General features: G+C 67.5%; 15 protein-coding genes. 6 read left to right on the top strand and 9 right to left on the bottom strand.

The genetic code is table 11. The features are described 5' to 3' along the window. The first annotated feature begins 5 nt into the window (after nucleotides 1-5). The 4 genes from astD (at nucleotide 6) to OHZ10_RS05915 (ending at nucleotide 4,950) form a co-directional block, all read left to right on the top strand. On the top strand, nucleotides 6-1,469 hold the full coding sequence (gene astD, locus OHZ10_RS05900; protein ID WP_059235277.1) for a succinylglutamate-semialdehyde dehydrogenase: 1,464 nt from the start codon (nucleotides 6-8) through the stop codon (nucleotides 1,467-1,469). A 14-nt stretch (nucleotides 1,470-1,483) separates the two neighbouring features. Further along, nucleotides 1,484-2,824, top strand: coding sequence for an N-succinylarginine dihydrolase (astB, locus tag OHZ10_RS05905; RefSeq protein ID WP_174992012.1), 1,341 nt, complete (start codon nucleotides 1,484-1,486; stop codon nucleotides 2,822-2,824). A 7-nt stretch (nucleotides 2,825-2,831) separates the two neighbouring features. Continuing rightward, nucleotides 2,832-3,875: a succinylglutamate desuccinylase gene (gene astE, locus OHZ10_RS05910; protein ID WP_174992106.1), complete on the top strand. Its 1,044-nt coding sequence runs from the start codon at nucleotides 2,832-2,834 to the stop codon at nucleotides 3,873-3,875. A 280-nt stretch (nucleotides 3,876-4,155) separates the two neighbouring features. Continuing rightward, a complete protein-coding gene (locus OHZ10_RS05915) occupies nucleotides 4,156-4,950 on the top strand; it encodes an ABC transporter substrate-binding protein (protein WP_059235270.1) in 795 nt (264 codons plus the stop codon). A 92-nt stretch (nucleotides 4,951-5,042) separates the two neighbouring features. Here OHZ10_RS05915 and OHZ10_RS05920 read toward each other — a convergent pair whose 3' ends face one another. Together OHZ10_RS05920 and cdpA are read right to left on the bottom strand one after the other, a co-directional pair. Further along, complete coding sequence (locus tag OHZ10_RS05920) at nucleotides 5,043-6,533, bottom strand: HDOD domain-containing protein (RefSeq protein ID WP_059235268.1); 1,491 nt, start codon at nucleotides 6,531-6,533, stop codon at nucleotides 5,043-5,045. 25 nt (nucleotides 6,534-6,558) lie between these two features. Then, nucleotides 6,559-8,301, bottom strand: coding sequence for a cyclic di-GMP phosphodiesterase CdpA (cdpA, locus tag OHZ10_RS05925; protein WP_196486604.1), 1,743 nt, complete (start codon nucleotides 8,299-8,301; stop codon nucleotides 6,559-6,561). Nucleotides 8,302-8,580: 279 nt separating this feature from the next. Between cdpA and OHZ10_RS05930 the strand changes: the two genes are divergently transcribed. After that, entirely contained in the window at nucleotides 8,581-9,129 is a 549-nt protein-coding gene (locus OHZ10_RS05930; protein WP_059235263.1) for a peroxiredoxin, read from the top strand. Between the two features lie 87 nt (nucleotides 9,130-9,216). Here OHZ10_RS05930 and OHZ10_RS05935 read toward each other — a convergent pair whose 3' ends face one another. Further along, nucleotides 9,217-9,846 carry an NAD(P)H-binding protein gene (locus OHZ10_RS05935; RefSeq protein WP_059235261.1) on the bottom strand — a complete coding sequence of 210 codons (630 nt, stop codon included), beginning with the start codon at nucleotides 9,844-9,846 and terminating at the stop codon, nucleotides 9,217-9,219. A gap of 329 nt (nucleotides 9,847-10,175) precedes the next feature. On the opposite strand from OHZ10_RS05935, the gene OHZ10_RS05940 reads away from it, so the two are divergent. Beyond that, complete coding sequence (locus OHZ10_RS05940) at nucleotides 10,176-11,636, top strand: NYN domain-containing protein (RefSeq protein ID WP_342703922.1); 1,461 nt, start codon at nucleotides 10,176-10,178, stop codon at nucleotides 11,634-11,636. A gap of 75 nt (nucleotides 11,637-11,711) precedes the next feature. Here OHZ10_RS05940 and OHZ10_RS05945 read toward each other — a convergent pair whose 3' ends face one another. The 6 genes from OHZ10_RS05945 to OHZ10_RS05970 all read right to left on the bottom strand — a co-directional run bounded on the left by OHZ10_RS05945 (nucleotide 11,712) and on the right by OHZ10_RS05970 (nucleotide 23,775). Further along, a complete protein-coding gene (locus OHZ10_RS05945; RefSeq protein WP_059235257.1) occupies nucleotides 11,712-12,095 on the bottom strand; it encodes a VOC family protein in 384 nt (127 codons plus the stop codon). Between the two features lie 106 nt (nucleotides 12,096-12,201). After that, complete coding sequence (locus tag OHZ10_RS05950; protein ID WP_059235255.1) at nucleotides 12,202-15,510, bottom strand: efflux RND transporter permease subunit; 3,309 nt, start codon at nucleotides 15,508-15,510, stop codon at nucleotides 12,202-12,204. Nucleotides 15,511-15,614: 104 nt separating this feature from the next. Next, nucleotides 15,615-18,728 carry an MdtB/MuxB family multidrug efflux RND transporter permease subunit gene (locus OHZ10_RS05955; protein WP_059235253.1) on the bottom strand — a complete coding sequence of 1,038 codons (3,114 nt, stop codon included), beginning with the start codon at nucleotides 18,726-18,728 and terminating at the stop codon, nucleotides 15,615-15,617. Between the two features lie 15 nt (nucleotides 18,729-18,743). Further along, nucleotides 18,744-20,105, bottom strand: coding sequence for an MdtA/MuxA family multidrug efflux RND transporter periplasmic adaptor subunit (locus OHZ10_RS05960; RefSeq protein ID WP_340623930.1), 1,362 nt, complete (start codon nucleotides 20,103-20,105; stop codon nucleotides 18,744-18,746). Between the two features lie 255 nt (nucleotides 20,106-20,360). Continuing rightward, complete coding sequence (locus tag OHZ10_RS05965; protein ID WP_059235249.1) at nucleotides 20,361-21,185, bottom strand: IclR family transcriptional regulator; 825 nt, start codon at nucleotides 21,183-21,185, stop codon at nucleotides 20,361-20,363. A 625-nt stretch (nucleotides 21,186-21,810) separates the two neighbouring features. Beyond that, nucleotides 21,811-23,775 carry a PhoX family protein gene (locus OHZ10_RS05970; RefSeq protein WP_059235248.1) on the bottom strand — a complete coding sequence of 655 codons (1,965 nt, stop codon included), beginning with the start codon at nucleotides 23,773-23,775 and terminating at the stop codon, nucleotides 21,811-21,813. Between the last annotated feature and the right edge of the window lie 64 nt (nucleotides 23,776-23,839).

Raw genomic sequence — 23,839 nt, forward strand, 5'->3', positions numbered from 1 at the left:
GAATCATGACGGAACTCTTCATCGACGGCGCCTGGGTCGCAGGCTCGGGCCCCGTCTTCGCTTCGCGCAACCCGGGCACCGACGAGATCGCATGGCAGGGCGAAAGCGCGTCGGCGGCCGACGTCGACCGTGCGGTCGCGAGCGCACGGCGCGCATTCGCCGGCTGGTCGGCGCTCGACTTCGAATCGCGCTGCGCGATCGTCAAGCGTTTCGCCGCATTGCTCAACGAACGCAAGGAAGCGATCGCGACCGCGATCGGCCGCGAGACGGGCAAGCCGCTGTGGGAAGCACGCACCGAAGTCGCGTCGATGGCCGCGAAGGTCGGCATCTCGATCCAGGCGTACCAGGAACGCACCGGCGAGAAGCGCCAGGACATGGCCGACGGCGTCGCGGTGCTGCGCCACCGTCCGCACGGCGTCGTCGCGGTGTTCGGCCCGTACAACTTCCCCGGTCACTTGCCGAACGGCCATATCGTGCCTGCGCTGATCGCCGGCAATGCGGTCGTGTTCAAGCCGTCGGAACTCGCACCGGGCGTCGCGCGCGCGACGGTCGAAGTGTGGAAGGAAGCCGGGCTGCCGGACGGCGTGCTGAATCTCGTGCAGGGCGAGAAGGACACGGGCATCGCGCTCGCGAACCATCGGCAGATCGACGGGCTGTTCTTCACGGGCAGCTCGGACACGGGCACGCTGCTGCACAGGCAGTTCGGCGGTCGCCCGGAGATCGTGCTCGCGCTCGAGATGGGCGGCAACAACCCGCTCGTGATCGGCGAAGTCGAGGATATCGACGCGGCCGTGCATCACACGATCCAGTCGGCGTTCCTGTCGGCCGGCCAGCGCTGCACGTGCGCGCGCCGCATCTTCGTGCCGCAGGGCGCCTTCGGCGACCGCTTCCTCGCACGCTTCGCCGACGTCACGTCGAAGATCACGGCCGACGTGTTCGATGCCGATCCGCAGCCGTTCATGGGCGCGGTGATCTCGGCCCGTGCGGCCGCGAAGCTGGTCGACGCGCAGTCGCGCCTGATCGAGCAGGGCGCGAAGCCGGTCATCGCGATGACGCAGCGCGATCCGCGCCTCGGCTTCGTGAACGCCGCAATCGTCGACGTGACGAACGTCGCGAACCTGCCCGACGAAGAACATTTCGGCCCGCTCGCGCAGATCGTCCGCTATGCGACGTTCGACGACGCGATCGAGCGCGCGAACGACACGGCGTTCGGCCTGTCCGCCGGCCTGCTGGCCGACGACGAGAAGGCATGGGAACACTTCCGCCGCACGATCCGCGCCGGGATCGTCAACTGGAACCGGCCGACCAACGGTGCATCGTCCGCCGCGCCGTTCGGCGGCGCGGGCCGCTCGGGCAACCATCGCCCGAGCGCGTACTACGCGGCCGACTATTGCGCGTACCCGATGGCGTCGGTGGAAAGCACGCAACTGACTTTGCCCGCGAGCCTGTCGCCGGGCCTGCATTTCTGATCGAGGGAACGACGATGAACGCACAAGAAGCCAATTTCGACGGGCTCGTCGGCCCGACCCACAACTACGCCGGCCTGTCGTTCGGCAACGTGGCGTCGCTCAACAACGAGAAGTCGGCCGCGAACCCGAAGGCCGCCGCGAAACAGGGGCTGCGCAAGATGAAGCAGCTCGCGGATCTCGGGTTCGCGCAGGGCGTGCTGCCGCCGCAGGAGCGGCCGTCGCTGCGCCTGTTGCGCGAGCTCGGTTTCTCGGGCAAGGACGCGGACGTGATTGCGAAGGCCGCGAAGCAGGCGCCCGAGCTGCTCGCCGCGGCGAGTTCGGCGTCGGCGATGTGGACCGCGAACGCGGCCACCGTCAGCCCGTCGGCCGACACGAGCGACGGCCGCGTGCACTTCACGCCGGCGAACCTGTGCAGCAAGCTGCATCGCGCGATCGAGCACGACGCGACGCGTCGCACGCTGTCGACGCTGTTCGCCGATCCCGCGCATTTCGCGGTGCATGAAGCGCTGACGGGCACGCCGGCACTCGGCGACGAAGGCGCGGCGAACCACACGCGCTTTTGCGCCGAATACGGCAAGCCGGGCATCGAGTTCTTCGTGTACGGCCGCGCGGAATACCGCCGCGGGCCCGAGCCGAAGCGCTTCCCGGCACGCCAGACCTTCGAGGCGAGCCGCGCGGTCGCGCATCGCCACGGTCTGGCCGAAGAAGCGACGGTCTATGCGCAGCAGGATCCGGACGTGATCGACGCGGGCGTGTTCCACAACGACGTGATCTCGGTCGGCAACCGCGACACGCTGTTCACGCACGAGCGCGCGTTCGTCAACAAGCAGGCAATCTACGACACGCTGACCGCTGCGCTCGACGCACGCGGTGCGCGCCTGAACGTGATCGAGGTGCCGGAAGCTGCCGTGAGCGTGAACGACGCGGTGACGTCGTACCTGTTCAACAGCCAGCTGCTGTCGCGCGCGGACGGTTCGCAAGTGCTCGTCGTGCCGCAGGAATGCCGCGAGAACGCGAACGTTGCCGCCTATCTCGACCAGCTCGCAGCTGGCAACGGCCCGATTCACGACGTGCTCGTGTTCGACCTGCGCGAAAGCATGAAGAATGGCGGCGGGCCCGCGTGCCTGCGCCTGCGCGTCGTGCTGAACGACGCGGAGCGCGCGGCCGTCACGTCGAACGTGTGGATCAACGACACGCTGTTCGCGTCGCTCGACACGTGGATCGACAAGCACTACCGCGATCGCCTTGCACCGTCGGACCTCGCCGATCCGGCGCTGCTCGAGGAATCGCGCACGGCGCTCGACGAGCTCACGCAGATCCTGCACGTCGGTTCGCTGTATGACTTCCAGCGCTGAGGCACGGATGCCGCCCACCGCGCTGCTCGACGATTTTCTCGCGTTCACGCTGGACGGCAGCGTGCCGGCCGAGCAGCACGGTAGCTGCGCGGGCGGTGCGGTGCGCTGGCGGTGGCCCGGCGACGGGCTGCTCGTGCTCGAACCGGCGGCAGCCGACGCGGCGGCTCGCCCGAGCGTGCTCGTGTCGGCCGGCGTGCATGGCGACGAGACGGCGCCGATCGAGCTGCTGTCGATGCTCGTGCGCGATCTCGCGTCGGGCGCGCTGCCGCTCGCGTGCCGGCTGCTCGTCGTGCTCGGCAACGTGCCGGCGATGCGCGCGGGCGAACGCTATCTCGACGACGACCTGAACCGCCTGTTCAGCGGCCGTCACGCGCAGGTGCCCGCGAGCCGCGAAGCGCCGCGCGCCGTGCAGCTCGAAGCGGCGGCCGCCGCGTTCTTCGCGGCCGCGCCGGCAGGCAGCGCACGCTGGCATATCGACATGCATACGGCGATCCGCGCATCGGTGTTCGAGCAGTTCGCACTGCTGCCGCACACGGGCACACCGCCGACGCGCACGATGGTCGAATGGCTCGGCGATGCGCGCATCGCGGCCGTGCTGCTGCATACCGCGAAGGGCAACACGTATTCGCATTTCACGGCCGAGCACTGCGGCGCGCTCGCGTGCACGCTCGAACTCGGCAAGGTGCGGCCGTTCGGCCAGAACGACCTGACGCGTTTCGCACCGGCCGACCGGGCGGTGCGCAAGCTGGTGTCGGGGGCGTCGACGGATGTTGATGCGCGAGGCGGCCATCCGTCGCTGCCGCGCGTCTTCACGGTGATCGACCAGATCACGAAGCAGAGCGACGCGCTCGAGCTGTTCGTCGCGGCCGACGTCGCGAACTTCACCGCGTTCGCGCGCGGCACGGTGCTCGCGCAGGACGGCGACTACCGCTACACGGTGACGCACGACGAGGAGCGGATCGTGTTCCCGAATCCGACGGTGAAGCCTGGCCTGCGCGCCGGTCTGCTCGTGATCGACACGACGCGCGAGACGATTGCGGCACTCGTCTGACCGATCGGCACGGCCGCACTCGGCGTGCGACCCCGCCTTGCGTATTTGCGACATCGTCTTGCAAGTTTGGCGGCCGGCCCGGACGGCGTTGCGTGCGCACCGCAGCATCGTGCGCCGACGGCCGCTTTGCCATACCGGGCCGCGCGGATTGGTACAATCGCGGCCTTGCGGCTGTTGCGCCGCATCACGGCGCGGCAGCCGCATTGCCGTGGTCATCTGACCCTGCAATGATGCATGTGCCCGTAGTTCCGGAACATTCGAGTATCGAGGAGAACACCTGATGAAGTTGGATTGGCGTAAAGTGGCCGCGCATGCGGTGGTGGCGGCATCGGCGGTGGCGGCAGGCAGCGCGGTTGCCGCGGATCTCAAGGAGATCCGGTTCGGCGTCGAGGCCTCGTACGCACCGTTCGAATACAAGACGCCCGACGGCAAGCTGACCGGCTTCGACATCGACATCGGCAACGCGGTGTGCGCGAAGCTGAAGACGAAGTGCGTGTGGGTCGAGAACGACTTCGACGGCCTGATCCCTGCGCTGCAGGCACGCAAGTTCGACGCGATCAACTCGGACATGACGATCACCGATCAGCGCAAGCACGCGATCGCGTTCACCGACCCGATCTATACGATTCCGAACCAGCTGATCGCGAAGCAGGGCAGCGGCCTGCTGCCGACCCCGCAGTCGCTGAAGGGCAAGCGCGTCGGCGTGCTGCAGGGCACGATCCAGGAAGCGTACGCGAAGAAGAAGTGGGCGCCGGTCGGCGTTGAAGTCGTGCCGTACCAGACGCAGGATCTGGCCTATGCCGACCTGAAGTCGGGCCGTCTCGACGCGACGTTCCAGGATTCGGAAGCCGGCTCGAAGGGCTTCCTGACGAAGCCGCAAGGCCAGGGCTTCGCGTTCGCGGGCGGCACGGTCAGCGACACCGAGATCCTCGGCTCGGGTGTCGGCTTCGGCCTGCGCAAGAACGACGCGGCGCTGAAGACCGCGCTCGATCAGGCGCTGAAGGACCTGAAGGCCGACGGCACGATCGACAACCTCGCGAAGAAGTACTTCAGCGTGCCCGTGACGCTCAAGTAAGCGTTTCGTTCGAACGCACGATGCAAGCAAACCGGCCGCTGATGCGGCCGGTTTGTTTTTGCGGAGCGCAAACGCCGGAGGCGGCCCGGGCGTCAGCCGTGCTGGGCGGGGAAGAACCGCCCCAGCTCACGCGCGAGCTCGTTGAGGATGCTCATTTCCTGTTGCGAGATCTTGCGGGCCGGCTGCGCGCCGGCCCAGTCGCCGTACAGCAGCGCGACCGTGGTCGTATCGACGCGCACCGGCAGCAGCACGAACGCGCGCGTGTCGTCGAACACGTCGAGGTACCACGCGGGCAGGCGCTTGAGCATCTTCGGTTCCTGCGCCTGTTCGATGAAGATGCCGACCGAATTGGTGATCGCGAGATGGAACACGTCCGGCTCGAAGCGCTCGTCGAAGCGCAGCCGGTAGAGCGCCGCGTCGACGCCGGGACCGAAGCCCAGGCGCGCGGCGAAGGTGCCGTCGTCGTGCCGGACGAACATCACGGTGCGCGTGAATGCGAGGCTGGCGAGCAGGCTTTCCGACGCGAGCGCGAGCACCGGCGTCAGCACATGCTCGGACGGCAGCGCACGCAGGTCGGCGAGGCCGGCTTCGAGGCAGGCCTCGGGTTCGGCCTGGGCTCGCGCGATCGCATCGGCGTTCGCGCGCAGTTCGACGATCTCGCGCATCACCGTGTCGCTCGCTTCCTCGTGCGCGAGCTGCTCGGCGATCTCGACGAGTGCGTCGGGTTCCGTGTCGAGCGCCAGCGCATAGTGCTGCGCAAGCGCGTCGATGTGCGCATCGCGCTGCGGACTGTCGGGCATCGCGAGCGCGCTCGCGACGTCGGTCGAGCAGCGGCTCACCGCACGCAGCCAGTTCACGCGCTCGATCCGCTCCTCGTCGGCGGGGAGTTCGCGGCCGAATGCGTCGACGCGGTTCAGATGGTGGTGATCGTCGGCGATGCCGTCCCGGATCGTGTCGGGCAGCCGCCAGCGCGTGGCCGCCTCGAGCCCGATCTCGTCGAAGCCGACGCCGAGCACGGCGACGCAGGCGGCCGATTCGTCGCCATGCATCTCCGCTGCGCGGCGGCGGATCTTGTCCCATTCGCTGTCGAGATAGCAGACCACCAGCAGCTTGCCGACCTGGCGCATCAGCGTACAGACGACGGCTTCCTCGCCCGCGCGCAGGTCGGCGCGCTCGGTGAGCTTGCGTGCGACGCAGCCGGACAGCAGCGCACGGTTCAATTCCAGCTTCGCGTCGATGCGCCGCGGCGTGCTGTGGTGGAAATGGTCGACGAGCTTCAGCCCGACGACGAGATGGCCGACGGCGTCCATGCCGAGCACCATCAGGGCGCGGGTCACGGTCGTGATGTTGCCGCCGAACGCCATGTACATCGCGGAATTCGCGAGCCGCAGCACTTTCTGCGTGAGCGCGAAATCCGACAGCACGACGCGCACGAGCGCGGTGAAGTCGAGGTCGTCGTTCTTCATCGCGGCCATCGTGGCGCGCAGCGATTCCGACAGCAACGGGAAATCGCCCCGTTCGTTCATCCGGGCCCACAGCTTGTCGAGCAACGCAGTGCGGGGCAGGTGTTCGGTGATTGACATACGGATCTGTCCGGTTCGCCGCGCGTCAGGCGGCGGCGTGCAGGTGCAGCTGCTGCGCCTCGAAGCGCCGCGCGAGCTCCTCGGACGGCAGCGCCTGGCAGACGAGCCAGCCCTGGATGTGATTGCAGCCCATCTCCGTCAGCAGCTCGCGCTGCGCCTCGGTCTCGACGCCTTCGGCGACGAGCTCGAGATCCAGTGTTTGCGCGAGGCCGACCACTGCCGACACGATCGCGCGGTCGTTGCGCGACGTCAGCAGGTTCTCGACGAAGCTGCGGTCGATCTTCAGCTTCGCGAGCGGGAAGCGCTGCAGATAGGCGAGGCTCGAGTACCCGGTGCCGAAATCGTCGATCGCGAAGCGGATGCCGAGATCGGTCAGCTCCTCGAGCAGCACTTTCGCGTGCGCGGGATCGTGCATCAGCAGGCTTTCGGTGATTTCGAGCACGATGCGGCGCGGGTCGATGCCCGTCAGCGCGATCGCCTCGCGCACGCTCTGCGTGAAGCGCGGGTCGCGGAACTGCTGCGGCGACACGTTGACGGCCACGTATTGCAGCGCGAGCCCCTGGCCGTCCCAGGCAACGAGTTGCATGCACGCGGCCTTGAGCACCCAGTTGCCGAGGTAGTTGATCAGGCCGATCGATTCGGCGAGCGGAATGAAGGTCGCGGGCGGCACGAGGCCGTGCACCGGATGGCGCCAGCGGATCAGCGCCTCGACGCCGACCACCGCGCCCGACTGGCTGCGCGTGATCGGCTGGAAATGGAGCGAAAACTCGCCGTTGCGCACGCCGTCGTACAGGTCGGCTTCGAGCTTGAGCCGCTCGGCGTCGGCCGGATCGTCGACGGGCGCATGGAAGGCGAGCGCGTTGCCGCCCGATGCCTTCGCTTGCGCGAGCGCATGGTCGGCGCGGCGCAGCAGCGGACTGTGATGCTGCGCCCGATGCGGCGCGGCACGTTCGTCGGGGTAGAGCGCGATGCCGATGCTCGCCGACAAGTGCACGGTCTGCCCCTGGTACACGTAGGGCTCGCGCACCGCGGCCTGCAGCCGGCGCGCGAGCGCGTCGGCGGTATTGCTCGCCTGCGTGCGGCCGGAGGCGCTCAGCACGACCGCGAACTTGTCGCTCGCGACGCGCGCGAGCTGCTCGTTCGGCGTGACGAGCGCCTTCAGCCGCTGCGCGGTCTCGCGCAGCAGCGTGTCGCCCGCGTCGTAGCCGAGCGCGCGGTTGATCCGCTGGTAGTCGTCGAGGTCGAGCAGCAGCAGCGCCGCGCAGGTGCCGTCCTCGTCGGCGGTCTGCTGCGCGCGCATCAGCGCCGGCACGAGCGCGGACAGGTTGTCGAGCCCCGTCATCGGATCGTGGTGCATTTCATACGTCAGCTTTGCTTCGAGCGCGCGCCACGACGACACGTCGAACGCCGCGATCGCGAAGCCGTCGACGCCGTGATGGCGGCTCTTGAACGCGCGGATCTCGACGTCCAGCGGGTAGGTGAGCGACTTGACGATGCACATCGTCGCCTTCTCGACCTGGCCGGAACGCGCGGCGCGGGCAAGCAGCCCTTCGAGCGCCGGGGTATCCTGTTCGGCGATGAGGTCGCGCAGCGTCAGCGTGTGCAGATAGTCGCGGTGATAGCCGATGAAGCGCAGGCTCGCGTCGGAGACGTACAGAAAGCGCAGCTCGCGGTCGACATGGGCGAGGAAGTCCACCGTGCCGACCGTCTGTTCCAGCCAGTTGCGCACGGAATCGTCGCGGCGCGGCGCGCCGGCGCGCGCGGGCATCAGCGCGCCGCCCGACCAGGCGAAGCGGCGCAGCGTATGCAAGGCGCTGCGCCAGGAGCCCTTGCGTGACGTCTGTTTCCTGTTGGCTTCCATGTTTCTCGCTGACGTGAAGGGCTGGAACCGGTTGTCCGCAAGGAATAACGGCAGACTGTGCGGAATCTTTAACGGACCGGCCGCGGCTGGCGCTGCCGGCGGTCCGGATCGTATGCGCAGGTGTTCGACAGGCGAACGCCTACGTGGCCTACATCGAGGCTGACTTTATAAGAAATGAGGACGCAGATGAAGCGAAAACTGTTGCTGGGCGCCGTTGCGGCGCTGGTGGCCGGCCATGCGCTGCTGGCGCAGGCGGAACTGAAGCCGGGCGCCGCGGCGCCCGATTTCACGACGCAGGCGTCGCTGGGCGGCAAGACTTACACGTACTCGCTCGCGGACGCGCTGAAGCAGGGGCCGGTCGTGCTGTACTTCTACCCGGCCGCGTTCACGAAGGGCTGCACGATCGAGGCGCATGCGTTCGCGGATGCGGTCGACCGTTACAAGGCTTACGGCGCGACGGTGATCGGCGTGTCGGCCGACAATATCGACACGCTGACGAAGTTCTCGGTGAGCGAGTGCCGGAGCAAGTTCCCGGTCGCGGCCGACCCGGACGCGAAGATCATCCGCGAATACGACGCGAAGCTGCCGGCGCTCGACCGCGCGAACCGCGTGTCGTACGTGATTTCGCCGGAAGGGAAGGTTTTGTACGAGTACACGAGCCTGTCGCCCGACAAGCATGTGGAGAACACGCTCGCCGCCGTGAAGGCGTGGGCCGACGCGCATCCGAAGCAGTAAGCGGCGGCGCCTGGCGTGAAAGCGGCCCGTCGTGCGGGCCGCGGGCATGCGCGTACGCGCCGCCGGGCGGCGGCGCGCGGCGGGGCGTTACGCGCGCAAGGCCTGTTCGATCGGCACGCTGCCGCCGACGAAGCCGACGATCTTGCGCGAGATGCCGAGCTTGATCGCCTCGATCGCGGCCCAGGCAACGTCCTGGCGCGACACGGGCGGTGCGGGATCGAGCCATGCGTCGGTCAGCGCGATCTTGCCGACGCCCGGATCGTCCGTGAGCGGGCCCGGGCGCAGGATCACGTAGTCGACACCCGACGCGATCACGCGATCGTCGCCTTCGCGTTTCATCTGCGAATAGTGGCGAATGGCATCCGGCGCCTGCTCGGGCCGGTAGGCCGACAGCGAACTGATCACCACGAGCTTCTGCGCGTTGTAGGCCAGCGTGTATTCGGCCGCGCGGGCCACCGCGTCGCGGTCGACCTGTTCCTCTTCGGCCGCGCCCTCCGATTCGGCCGAGCCGGCCGCGTAGATCACGTGCGTGATGCCCTGGAATGCGTGCGAGAAATCGTTCGTCAGATCGGCCTCGACGACCCGTGCGCCCGCCAGCGCATAGCCGTGGCGGCGCACGAGCGCCGTGACCTCGAACTCCGGCTGCTTGAGCAGCAGATCCGCGCAGGCCTGGCCCGTTCGGCCGGTCGCGCCAATCAGCAGTACCTTCGTTGTCATGAAACCGCTCCTTGCTCGATGCGTCATCCATCCAGATAGGGACGGACGACGGATAACTCAAGTGTAATGTCGAATTGGCCCGGCCGCGGGTGCGTATTAAGGGGCGTACCGGCGTCGGGCGTACCGGCATCGGGCGTACCGGCGTCGGGTATATCGGCATCGGGCGCAAGCAGGGCGGCGCGGGCACGCGATCTGCGGTGTCGCGGCTGGCGTTCGGGCGTTCATTCATGCAACGGATGCGGGAATGACGCGCCGACCGGCTATCATGTGCGCGATGGATTTTTCGCCGTGACGCGTGATAACGCGCCGGCCCACCGGTTGGAGTACACATGGCATTACCCCTGGACAACGTCAGCATGGCCGTGTTCTGCGACTTCGAGAACGTTGCGCTCGGCGTGCGCGACGCGAAGTACGAGAAATTCGACATCAAGCCCGTGCTGGAGCGCCTGCTGCTGAAGGGCAGCATCGTCGTGAAGAAGGCCTATTGCGACTGGGATCGCTACAAGGGCTTCAAGGCGTCGATGCACGAGGCGAGCTTCGAGCTGATCGAGATTCCCCACGTGCGCCAGTCGGGCAAGAATTCGGCCGACATCCGGCTCGTCGTCGACGCGCTCGACCTCTGCTACACGAAGTCGCACGTCGATACGTTCGTGATCATCAGCGGCGATTCCGACTTTTCGCCGCTCGTATCGAAGCTGCGCGAGAACGCGAAGAAGGTGATCGGCGTCGGCGTGAAGAAATCGACGTCGGACCTGCTGGTCGCGAACTGCGACGAATTCATCTTCTACGACGACCTGGTGCGCGAGCAGCAGCGCGCGCTCGCGAAGCGCGAACAGCAGCAGCGTGCGGGCAACGGCGGCGCGAAGCGGTCCGACGAGCCGTCGTCGCGGAAGCACGATCTGGACGCACGCAAGGCCGAGGCGATCGCGCTGGCGGTCGAGACGTTCGACGCGCTCGCGTCAGAGCGCGACGACGTCGGCAAGATCTGGGCGTCGGTGCTCAAGAGCGCGATCAAGCGCCGCAAACCGGATTTCAACGAGTCGTACTACGGGTTCCGCGCGTTCGGCAACCTGCTCGACGAAGCGCAGGCGCGCGGCCTGCTCGAAGTGGGGCGCGACGACAAGTCGGGCGCGTTCGTGTCGCGGGCCCGCCAGCCGGCGGTCGTGGAGCATGTCGCGACGGGCGGTGAAGGCGGCACGCACGGCGGCGAGCACCACGGTCACGGTACGCGTGCGGCCGAGCCGGCGCGGGCCGGGCGCAATGCGCAACGTCGCGGGCAGCGGGCGGAAGCGGTCGTGCACGAAAGCGTGCAGGTCGAGGCGGACGAGGAAACGGTTGCCGAGGCCGTCGAGGCGGTGACGCCGCCGGCTGAAATAGCCGAAGCGGCCGACGCGCATGGCGATGCGAAGGATGGCCGCAAGCGTGCGCGCAAGAGCGCGGCGAAGAAGACCGGCGCGAAGAAGGGCGTGGCCGCGAAGGGCGCGGGCCGTCACGCGGCCGGGAAGAGCGGCGACGCTGCCCGCGATGCGGCGACGCACGCGCACGGCAAGCATGCCGACGACGCGCACCGCGACGCGGAGCAGGGCGGCGAGCGGCACGTCGCGGTGGCGCACGCCGAGCCGGCAGCCGGCGATGTCGGCGGCGAGGTTGCCGCCGCCCAGCCGTCGCACGACGCGGCGCCGGCCGAAGCGGCTGCCGAAGCGCCGGCTGCTGCCAAGAAGAAGCCGGCCCGCAAGGCGGCACCGCGCGCGCGCCGTCCGCGCAAGACGGCGGCCGACGCTGCCGAGTAACGCCGGCCGGGTGCCTTCCCGGGCGGAGCGGCACCCGCACCGCGATACGGGCCGGCGCAACGCCGGCCTGCCGCGCTAGCCGTTCAGCGCATACGGCCGCGTCATCACTTCGAGGAAGTGGCCGTCCGGATCGTCGAAGTACACGCCGCGTCCGCCGTTGTGGCGGTAGATGTCATCGGGTTGCCGCTTCGCCGGATCGGCCCAGTGCGCCAGCCCGCGCTCGCGGATGCGCGCCAGCACGCGATCGAAGCCGGCTTCGTCGAGCAGGAACGCGTAATGCTGCGACCGGATTTCCCCCGCCTGTTCGTAAAAATCGAGCGACACGCCGTTGTCGAGCGCGACGACCAGCATCGCGCCGAACGGCGTCGGCGGCGGCAATTCCAGGAGTTCGGTGAGGAAGCGGCTCGACGCACGCTTGTCGCGGCACCAGACGATCGTATGGTTCAGCTGGACGTTCATGGTGTGTCCCCGTGAAGGGCTCCGCGGTGGGCATGGACTCACGATAGCCGATCGTCGCTGGCGTTCAAGCGCAAAAAAATGGCCGCCCACCGGGCGGCCGCTTTCATCACTCGCCGGCGACTGCCGGCCCGCCGGTATTGCCGCGGCGGTTGCGCCGCTTCTCGCCCCACACGCGGAACCGGTCCATGTACAGGTAGACGACCGGCGTCGTATAGAGCGTCAGCACCTGCGACACGATCAGGCCGCCGGCGATCGCGATCCCGAGCGGCGCGCGCAGCTCGGCGCCGTCGCCGCTGCCGAACGCGAGCGGCAGCGCGCCGAGAAGCGCCGCCATCGTCGTCATCATGATCGGGCGGAAGCGCAGCAGGCACGCCTCGTGGATCGCGTCGAACGACGATTTCTGGTTGTTGCGCGTCTGGTCGATCGCGAAGTCGACCATCATGATCGCGTTCTTCTTCACGATGCCGATCAGCAGGATCACGCCGATCAGCGCGATGATGCTGAACTCGGTCTTGAACAGCAGCAGCGCGAGCAGCGCGCCGACGCCGGCCGACGGCAGCGTCGACAGGATCGTGATCGGGTGGATGTAGCTCTCGTACAGGATCCCGAGCACGATGTAGACGGCCAGCAGCGCGGCGAGGATCAGGATCGGCTGGTCGTTCATCGACTGCTGGAACGCCTGCGCGGTGCCCTGGAAGCTGCCGACGATCGTCGGCGGGACGCCGACCTGCGCCATCGTCTGGTAGATCACCTGCGTCGCCTGCGACAGTGACACGCCCGGCGGCAGGTTGAACGAGATCGTCGTCGCGACGAACAGCCCCTGATGGTTGACCGACAGCGGTGTCGTGCTCGGCCCGAACGTCGCGATCGCCGACAGCGGGATCATCGTCGACTTCGACGTCGACACCGACGCGCCCGACGACGCGCTCGACTTGCCGCTCGCCGCGATCGAGTTGAGCGCCTGGTTGCGCGCGGAATCGGACGCGATCGCCGCGGCACTTTGCGTGGCCGTGCCGGCGCTCGACGTGCCGGCCGACGTCGCGACATAGGTGCCGGCCGCCGCGTTGGTGGTCTGCGAGCCGTTCGCGCTGCCGCCCGACGTGCTGATCCACACCTGGTTCAGCATCTCGGGGCTCTGCCAGTATTTCGGCGCGACTTCCATCACGACGTGGTACTGGTTCAGCGGGTTGTAGATCGTCGAGACCTGGCGCTGGCCGAACGCGTCGTACAACGTGTTGTCGATCTGCGCGGGCTTGATGCCGAAGCGCGCGGCCGTCGCGCGGTCGATCGTCACCATCGCCTCGAGGCCGCCTTGCTGCTGGTCGGAGTTCACGTCGGTCAGCTCCGAGCGCTTCTGCAGCGCCTCGGTCAGGATCGGCCCCCACTTGTACAGGTCGGCGCTCGAATCGCCGAGCAGCGTGAACTGGTACTGCGCGTTGCTCTGCCGGCCGCCGACGCGGATGTCCTGCGCGGCCTGCAGGAAGGTGCGCGCACCCGCGACGTCCGCCAGCGGCGGGCGCAGCTGCTGGATCACCTGGTCGGCCGACAGCTTGCGCTCGGTGCGGTCCTTCAGCGTGACGAACATGAAGCCCGAGTTGGTCTGCGTGCCGCCGGTGAAGCCCGCGACGCTCTTCACGTTCGGGTTGCTCTGCACGATCCGCATCATCTCGGAGAACTTCAGCTTCATCGCCTGGAACGACGTCGACTGGTCGGCCTGGATGCCGCCGATCATCAGCCCGGTGTCCTGCTGCGGGAAGAAGCCCTTCGGCACGACGATGTACAGGTAGACGTTCAGCCCGATGGTCGCGAACAGCGTCAGCAGGATCAGCAGCGGCCGGCGCAGCGCCCACGACAGCGAGCGCTCGTAGCCGCGCTGCATGCGCGAGAAGCCGCGCTCGAGGAAGCGCCCGAAGCGGCCTTCGCTTTGCGGGTCGTGCGACTCGGGCAGCAGGCGCGCGCACATCATCGGCGTGACCGTGAGCGACACCGCGAGCGACACGGCGATCGCGAGCGACAGCGTCAGCGCGAATTCGCGGAACAGGCGCCCGACGATGCCGCCCATCAGCAGGATCGGCAGGAACACCGCGACGAGCGAGATGCTCATCGACAGCACCGTGAAGCCGACCTCGCGCGCGCCGTCGAACGCGGCCTGCATGCGCGACTTGCCGTTCTCGATGTGCCGCGAGATGTTCTCGAGCACGACGATCGCGTCGTCGACGACGAAGCCGGTCGCGACGATCAGCGCCATCAACGACAGGTTGTCGATCGAGAAACCGAGCAGGTACATCGCGCCGAACGTGCCGATGATCGAGATCGGTACCGCGACACTCGGGATCAGCGTCGCGCGCCAGTTGCGCAGGAACAGGAACACGACCATCACGACGAGGCTGACCGCGATCAGCAGCGTGTGCTCGGTGTCCTTCAGCGACGCGCGGATGGTGGTCGAGCGGTCGAGCACCGGCGTGACCGTGATGTCGGCCGGCAGCGACGCGGTGAGCTGCGGTAGCGCCGCGCGCACGCGGTCGATCGTGTCGATGATGTTCGCGCCGGGCGAGCGGTAGAGGATCACGAGCACCGCGCGCTTGCCGTTCGACAAACCGAGGTTGCGCAGATCCTCGACCGAATCGACGACGTCCGACAGGTCGGACAGCCGCACGGCCGAGCCATTGCGGTAGGCGACGACGAGGTCGCGGTATTGCGACGCCTGGGAGGCCTGGTCGTTCGTATAGAGCTGGTAGTGCTGCGGGCCGAATTCGATCGCGCCCTTCGGCGCGTTGGCGTTCGCGGAAGCCAGCGCCGCGCGCACGTCCTCGAGGCCGATCCCGTAGTGGAACAGCGCCTGCGGTTCGAGCTCGACGCGCACGGCCGGGTTCGCGGAGCCGCTCACCGTGACCTGGCCGATCCCGTCGATCTGCGACAGCGACTGTTGCAGCACCGTCGACGCGGAGTCGTACAGCTTCGCGGGCGACGACGTTTCCGACGTCAGCGACACGATCATGATCGGCGAATCGGCCGGGTTGACCTTGCGGTAGGTCGGGTTGCTCTTCAGCGCGGCGGGCAGGTCGGCGCGTGCCGCGTTGATTGCGGCCTGCACGTCGCGCGCCGCGCCATCGATGTCGCGGTTCAGGCCGAACTGCAGGATGATCCGCGCATTGCCGACCGTGCTCGTCGACGTCATTTCGGACACGTCGGCGATCGAGCCGAGGTGCCGCTCGAGCGGGCTCGTCACGCTGGTCGCGACCGTTTCCGGGCTCGCGCCCGGCAGCGACGCCTGTACCGAGATCGTCGGGAAGTCGACCTGCGGCAGCGGCGACACCGGCAGCTTGATGAACGCGAACAGGCCCGCGAGCGCGACGCCGAGCGCGAGCAGCGTCGTCGCGACGGGGCGGGTGATGAAGGGGCGCGACAGGTTCATGTCGGCACTCGCTGGGCCGCCGCGTGTTCCGACGGATGCGTTTTCGGGAGATGGGGGGGCTGCGCCCCCCCACGCGAACGAAGTGAGCGTGGGGGTCGTTTCATTTACGCATCCGTGCGCGTGTCGGCACCGGGGCCGTGGCGTTCGAACCAGCCGCGCACGCGGCGCGCGAGCGAGTCGAAGCCGAGGTAGATCACGGGCGTCGTGAACAGCGTCAGCACCTGCGACACGATCAGGCCGCCGGCGATCGCGATCCCGAGCGGCTGGCGCAGCTCGGAGCCCGCACCGGAGCCGACGATCAGCGGCACCGCGCCGAGCAACGCGGCGAGCGTCGTCATCAGGATCGGCCGGAAGCGCAGCAGACACGCCTGGTAGATCGCCTCGCGCGGCGGTTTGCCTTCGACGCGTTCGGCTTCCAGCGCGAAGTCGATCATCATGATCGCGTTCTTCTTCACGATACCGATCAGCAGCACGATGCCGATGATCCCGATGATGTCGAGGTCGTGCCCGGTGATCATCAGCGCGAGCAGCGCGCCGACGCCGGCCGACGGCAGCGTCGACAGGATCGTGATCGGGTGGATGTAGCTCTCGTACAGCACGCCGAGCACGATGTACATCGTGATGACCGCCGCGAGAATCAGGAACAGCTGGTTCGACAGCGATGCCTGGAACGCGAGCGCCGCGCCCTGGAAGCGCGTCTGGAACGACGCGGGCAGGTTGATGTCCTTCTCCGCAGCCTCGATCGCCTTGACCGCTTCGCCGAGCGACGCGCCCTGCGCGAGGTTGAACGAGATCGTCGTCGACGGGAACTGCGACAGGTGCGCGACCAGCAGCGGCGACGGCCGTTCGTGGAACGACGCGATCGACGACAGCGGCACCTGGCCGCCACCGGCCGACGGCAGGTAGATGTCGTTCAGCGATTGCGCGTAGTGCTGCTCCTTCGGCTCCGACTCGAGAATCACGCGGTACTGGTTCGACTGCGTGAAGATGGTCGACACGATGCGCTGGCCGAACGCGTCGTACAGCGCGTTGTCGACGGTCGCCGGTGTGATGCCGAAGCGCGCGGCGCTCGCGCGGTCGATCTCGATGTACACCGACTGGCCGTTGCTCTGCAGGTCGGTCGCGACGTCGGCGAGCGACGGCTCCTGCTGCAGCCGCGCGACGAGCTTCGGCACCCAGGTCGCGAATTCGTCCGAGTTCGGGCTCGTCAGCATGAACTGGTACTGCGTCGGGCTGACGGTCGAATCGATCGTCAGATCCTGCACCGACTGCATGAACAGCGAGATGCCGGTGATGTTCGACACGCGGTGCTGCAGGTCGCGGATGATCTGCGCGGCCGTTTCGGAACGGTCGTCGCGCGCCTTCAGGTTGATCAGCATCCGGCCGCTGTTCAGCGTGATGTTGCTGCCGTCGACGCCGATGAACGACGTCAGGCTGTCGACGTTCGGATCCTTCAGGATCTCGGCCGCGAGCGCCTGCTGGCGTTCGGCCATCGCGCCGTACGAAATCGACTGCGGCGCCTGCGTGATCGCCTGGATCACGCCGGTGTCCTGCGCGGGGAAGAAGCCCTTCGGCACGTACACATAGAGCAGGGCGGTCAGCCCGAGCGTCAGCAGCGCGACGACGAGCGTCGAGCGCTGGCGGTTCAGCACCCATTCGAGCGCGACCGCGTAGCGCGCGATCACCCAGTCGATTGCGCGGTGCACGCGTGCCTCGAAGCGGTGGCTCTCGGGCGGCGGCGAATGGCGCAGCAGCTTCGCGCACATCATCGGCACGAGCGTGAGCGACACGATCGCCGAGATCACGATCGTCACCGCGAGCGTGATCGCGAATTCGTGGAACAGGCGCCCGACCACGTCGCCCATGAACAGCAGCGGGATCAGCACCGCGATCAGCGACACCGTCAGCGAGATGATCGTGAAGCCGATCTGCCGGGACCCTTTCAGCGCGGCCTCGAGCCCCGTTTCGCCTTCCTCGACGTAGCGCGCGATGTTCTCGATCATCACGATCGCATCGTCGACGACGAAGCCGGTCGCGATGGTGAGCGCCATCAGCGACAGGTTGTTCAGCGAGAAGCCGGCCATGTACATCACCGCGAGCGTGCCGATCAGCGACAGCGGCACCGACAGGCTCGGGATGATCGTCGCGTAGACGTTCGCGAGGAACAGGTACATCACGAGCACGACGAGCGCGACCGCGAGCAGCAGCTCGAACTGCACGTCGCGCACGGCCGCGCGGATCATCGTCGTGCGGTCGGTGACGATCTCCACGTCGAGCGCGGCCGGCAGCGTTTCCTGCAGCTTCGGCAACTGCGCCTTGATCGCGTCGACCGTCTGGATCACGTTCGCGCCGGGCTGGCGCTGCACGTTCAGGATGATCGCGGGGTCCGAATTCACCCACGCGCCGAGCTTGGTGTTCTCCGAGCCGGCGACGACCGTCGCGACGTCGGTCAGCATCACCGGGCGGCCGTTCTTGTACGCGACGACCGCGCTGTTGTACTGGTCGGCGCTCGTCAGCTGGTCATTCGCGTTGATCGTGTACGCGCGCGTCGGGCCGTCGAAGTTGCCCTTCGGCGTGTTCACGTTCAGGTTCGAGATCGTCGTGCGCAGGTCGTCGAGGTTCATCCCGTACTGCGCGAGGGCGGTCGGGTTCGCCTGGATCCGCACGGCCGGGCGGTTGCCGCCCGACAGGCTGACGAGACCGACGCCCGCGATCTGCGAGATCTTCATCGCGAGGCGCGTGTCGGCCAGGTCCTGCACCTGCGTGAGCGGCAGCGTCTTCGACTTGACGGCGAGCGTCAGCACCGGCGCATCGGCCGGGTTGACCTTCGCGTAGATCGGCGGGGCTGGGAGGTCGGACGGCAGCAGGTTGCCGGCCGCGTTGATCGCGGCCTGCACTTCCTGTTCGGCGATGTCGAGCGGCAGGTCGAGCGAGAACTGCAGCGTGATCACCGACGAGCCGGCCGAACTCTGCGACGACATCTGGTTCAGCGACGGCATCTGCCCGAACTGGCGTTCGAGCGGCGCGGTGACCGACGAGGTCATCACCTCCGGGCTCGCGCCCGGATAGAAGGTCTGGACCTGGATCGTCGGATAGTCGACTTCCGGCAGCGCGGCGAGCGGCAGGAAGCGCAGCGCGACGAGACCGGCGAGCAGGATCGCCGCCATCAGGAGCGCGGTGCCGACCGGCCGGAGAATGAAGAGGCGGGATGGATTCATCGAGCGGCCCGCGCGTTATTGGGCCGCTGCTTGCGACGCGCCGTGCTTGTGTCCACCGCGATGGCCGGCTGCGCCCGATGCAGCCGATGCACCCGACGCCGCACCGGCGCCGCGCGCGCCCGACGCACTCTTCGGCTTGTCGGCCGGAATCGAGATCTTCGAGCCTTCGCGCAGGCGGTCGGAGCCGTCGGTCACCACGCGTTCGCCGAGCGTCACGCCGCTGGCGATGCTGGTGCGCTCGCCGTCGACCGGGCCGATCGTGACCTTGCGTACCGTGACCGTGTTGTCGGGTTTCACGACATAGACGAACTGGCCGATCGAACCCGTCAGGACGGCGGACGTCGGCACGATCGTCGCGTTGCGCAGCACGTCGACGAGCAGCCGCGTGTTCACGAACTGATTCGGGAACAGCATGCCTCCCTTGTTATCGAAGTTCGCGCGCAGCTTGACCGTGCCGGTGCTCGTGTCGATCTGGTTGTCGAGCGTCGCGAGCGAACCCGTCTCGAGCGGCACCGTGTTGTTGCGGTTGTAGGCGGTGACCGACAGCTTCTGGCCCGCGTTCACCTGCTTGAGGATCTGCGGCAGGTTGTCTTCCGACGTCGTGAAGATCACGCTCATCGGCTGCAGTTGCGTGATCACGACGAGGCCGTTGGCGTCGCCCGGCGTCACGTAGTTGCCCGGGTCGACCTGGCGCAGGCCGACGCGGCCCGAGACCGGCGCCGTGATGCGCGCATACGTGAGGTTCAACTTCGCGGAATCGATCGCGGCCTGGTCGGTCTTCACCGCGCCTTCGTACTGCTTGACGAGCGACGCCTGCGTATCGACGGTCTGCGACGCGATCGAGTCCTGCGACAACAGCGTCTGGTAGCGCTTCAGGTCGAGGCGCGCCGTTGCGAGCAGCGCCGAGTCGCGTGCGTGCGTGCCTTCGGCGTTCTCGAGCGACACCTGGTACGGGCGCGGGTCGATCTGCGCGAGCACGTCGCCTTTCTTGACGATCTGGCCTTCCTGGAACGACACCGACTGCAGGTAGCCCGACAACTGCGTCTTGACCGTCACGTTCGCGAGCGGCGTCACGGTGCCGAGCGCCGACAGCACGATCGGCATCTCGCCCTGTGTCGCGGTCGCGACCTGTACCGGCTGCGGAACGTTCGCCATCGCAGCGGGGCCGCCGCGGCCGCGATGGCCGCCTGCGCCGCTGGCGCCCGCGCTTTGCGCCGTGCTGCCGGCTGCCGGCGTGCGGTTCCACGGGTGCCACCACAGCAGGCCGCCGATGACGACGACCGCGATCGTCCCGATCATCAGCGTGCGGCGCGGGCGCTGCGCGGCGGGGGACGCGGGGTCTTTCGAAGGGGGCGTGGGCTTTTGTTCGTTATCCATCGTGTTCTGTCAGGAAGACGGCGCGGCGTGCCGGAAATCGGACTGCTGGGCTGCGCGTGGGCGGGCGGGTGACGGGACGGGGTGGCCCGGCTCGGTCCGGGACCCCGCCGACTCGCGCGGGAAAAGAGCGGTGCGCACCGCGAATGCGGCGCGACGATGGGCATGATCCTACGTCCCGTCCCCGTTACAGTCCAGTGGTCTATCTTTCAACGGGTTACTGTCGTTACAGAACGCGACAGGACGGTGACGGAACGATTACACGCTGATGCGCCGGGCCGGAGCGCCGCCGATCTCACGGGTGATTTTCGCGATGCATTCGTGCAGCGCGGGCACGACGTGTTCCTGCAGCCATTCGGGCGAACACTGGTGCGCCGCGCCGCCGCAATTCACCGAGTAGCGCTGGCCCGACGGGCCGACGAAACCGGCTGCCACCGCATTCAGGCCCTCGCGCCATTCGCCGATCGCGATCGCGTGGCCGTCGCGCATCGCTTCGTCGAGCGCGGGGGTCAGGCGTGCGGACACGTGCGGCCAGTCGTCGCCCGCCGTGGTGCGCAGCGACTCGAGCAGCAGGCGCCGCTCGTCTTCCTCGAGTGCGGCGAGATACGCGCGGCCCACGGCCGTGCGGGCGATATCCATCCGCGAGCCGATTTCGAGGCGCGTGACGAGCACGGCCGAGCGCGGCCGGATCACGTCGATCGCGACCATGTCGAGCCGGTCGCGCACCGCGAGGTGCACGGACAGCGACGTGCGTTCGGCCAGCTCGATCATGAACGGCCGCGAACGCGCGCGAATGTCGAAGTTGCGCAGGAAGCCGTGGCTCAGTTCGAGTACCGACGCGGTGAGCACGAAGCGCTCGCTGTCGGGCAACTGGAACAGGAAGCCGGCACTGACGAGCGTCGCGGTGATGCGCGAGACGGTCGGCTTCGGGATGCCGGTCAATTCGGTCAGTTCGCGGTTGCTGACGGGGGCGTCGGCAGCCGCGATGCGGCGCAGCACGGCGAGGCCGCGGGCGAGGGCGGTGATCTCGTCGGGTGACGATTCACGGTCCCGCGACGCGGGAGAGGTTACAGTTGTCGACACGAGGGATTCTCTCTAATTCCGAAACTCGATTTCAATTTTGTTGGTATTGTAGGACTATTGTCAAAAGATGCATGTTCCGCGGGCGAACCGGTCATTGGATGAGATTTTACGGGTTCACCCTTGGTTTATTAGGAAAACGCTCAAATGAGCGTTGCCGGAAAGTGCATGAGCCGGTGCAAATACCGCTTGACTTGTCGGGCGGAAACGGAAAGAATGTCTCACGTTTTCGAAACATCGTTTCAAGAGTTTAACCGGCAACGATGTTTCGCGCAGTCTCTCAGGTTCTAGCACGGCCCTCGGAATGGCTAGAACTTTTTTAGCGCCACGGTCTCCGTGGCGCTTTTTTTTGCCCGTCTTTTTGACTGTCCGCCCGGACGCGTCAGACCCGCATTATCCCCCGATCCTCGGAAGCGCCCGTCCAACGCCCGTGTGGGCGCGTCCGGCGTGCGCTTGTGCGCGCGACCGGCGCCCCGCACGCGTGCCGCTCACGCGATTCGCTCGCACAAAAAAAAGCGCGATGCCCGCACTGGGCATCGCGCATGAAACGGCGTGGAGCGCCGACGAATGAACGGTGATGAAGAAACGGGGCGCCCGGGTAACGGGCACACTCCCTCGCGCGACCCGGTCAGGCCTTCGCGAGCTTGATGCTGGTCTGCTCGGCCGTCAGGTAGCCGACGCTGGCGCCGAAGCGGTCCTTGAAGTTCGCGCGCACGAGCGGATCGAGCGTCGGCTTGACCTTGTCGTGCAGCGGCGATTCCCAGTCGCCTGCGTGCTGGAAGTTGCTCATGATGTACGTCCAGCCGTTGATCTCGTCGACCGCGTGCAGGCCCGTCGATTCGGCGCCGGCCGGGCACGACAGCACGCGCACCAGCGACTTCGTATCGACGTTGTACGCCCACAGGAAGTTGTTCACGTGCATGCCCGAGTCTTCGCCGATGAACAGCGTGCGCAGCTTTTCGGAGAACTTCAGGTTGTCCGGGTTGGCGATCTTGTCCGGGTTCGCGAGGTTGCCGAGCCCGTCGGCCGCGGCGAGGTCCTCGCCGACGAGCGCGGCCGGCGCGCCCATGTCGACCGGTACCCATTCGCTGTCGATCGCGCCGCCCGTCGTGTCGCGCTGGCTGGCCTTCAGGTTCAGTGCGTAGACGGCACCGGCGGCGATCTTCTTGTCGACCGCGACGTCGCGCGACACCGCATTGCCCTTGACCATCGACGTTTCGATCCGCGACATCGCCGTGTAGACGATCTTGTCCTTCGCGTTCACGGTCGTGCCTTCGAGCTTCGTGAAGCCCATGCTGCCGCCGACCAGCGCCGCATAGCGGTGCGTCTCGAGGAACGCGGCCGCCTTTTCCATCCCCGGCTTTACGCGCATCCAGTTGAACTTGCCGCCGAAGTGGATCTTCGTGTAGCTCGCGTCGTTCGGGTCGGCGGTCACCAGGTCCATGATGTCCGACGCCTTCAGCGTGTTCGCGAGCGCTTCGATCTCGCTGCTGGTCGCGTGGCCGATCTTGATCCACGTGAGCGTCGCGGTGCCGGCGCCGGCGGACGACGTCTGCGTCCACTTCGCGACGTACAGCGTGCCGGCCGACAGGTCGGCCGCCTTGTCGGCGACGAACATGAACAGGCCGCCGTTGGTGGCGTCGTCACCCATCATCACGGTGCGCTGGTCCGGCATCACCTGGATCAGCTCGTGCGAGATGCGGCCGAGGCAGTAGTGCTTCTTCACGGTGCCCGAGCCGTCCGGGTTCACGGTGATTTCGGGCAGGTGGCCGTAGTGGTAGGGGTTCGCCTTCGTCTCGTCGCCGAACGTGTTCTTGCTGAACGCCTTGAACTGCGCGTCGGTTGCGACCTTCGTCGCGTCCGGCTCGTATTCCTCGCTCGACAGGTGCGTGCCCCACGGCGACAGGCTCGCGCCGCAGGTGATCCACAGGCCGTGCGCCTTCGACGTGTCGACGTTGTGGTACTTCACGACCTTCAGCGCGCCGGTGGCCGGATCCTGGTCGAGCGAGAGCACCGCGATCGGCGACGGCAGCTGGCCGTACTGCGATGCGCTCGCCTGGTCGCGCGTCGTGTATTCGAACTGCACGACCGCGAACACCGTGTTGCCCTTCACGCCGGGCACGTTCGCGTTCTTCAGCGTCAGCAGCGAGCTGCCGTCCGGGCAGTCGGAATAGAACTGGCGCTCCTTGCCGGCGACCGAGCGATCGATGATCGGCTGGTTGTTGATGTCGTAGTAGCCGCCCGCGAGCGTCGTGCCGCCCTTGCCGTCCGGCACCATGTCGCCCGTCACGAAGAACGGCCGGTACGCGAGCTTGAAGTTGCGCGACGAGCCGTCCGAGAACGACACCGACAGCGTCGAGCCGACCGTCGTCGTGGCCATCGCGGCCGCGTTGTCGAGCGTCGGCGCGGCCATCGCCGAGAACGTCGCCGACGTGTACGCGGCGGCGACCGGGGCCGGCGTCGATGCGGGATTGTCGTCGCCGCCGCAACCCGTCAGCAGGGCCGGCAGCGCGAGACCGGAAAGGGGAAGCATCGGCGCGCCGGCGAGGATCTTCAGGGCCTGACGACGGGAAGCATTGGGCAACGCGGGCATGTGGAGTCCAGTTTCAGTTGTTGGAAGAATGGCCTTCGCGAAGCAGGCGCTCGGCAAGCTTCGC

The sequence above is a fragment of the Burkholderia arboris genome, assembly GCF_038723655.1.
Classification (GTDB): domain Bacteria; phylum Pseudomonadota; class Gammaproteobacteria; order Burkholderiales; family Burkholderiaceae; genus Burkholderia; species Burkholderia arboris.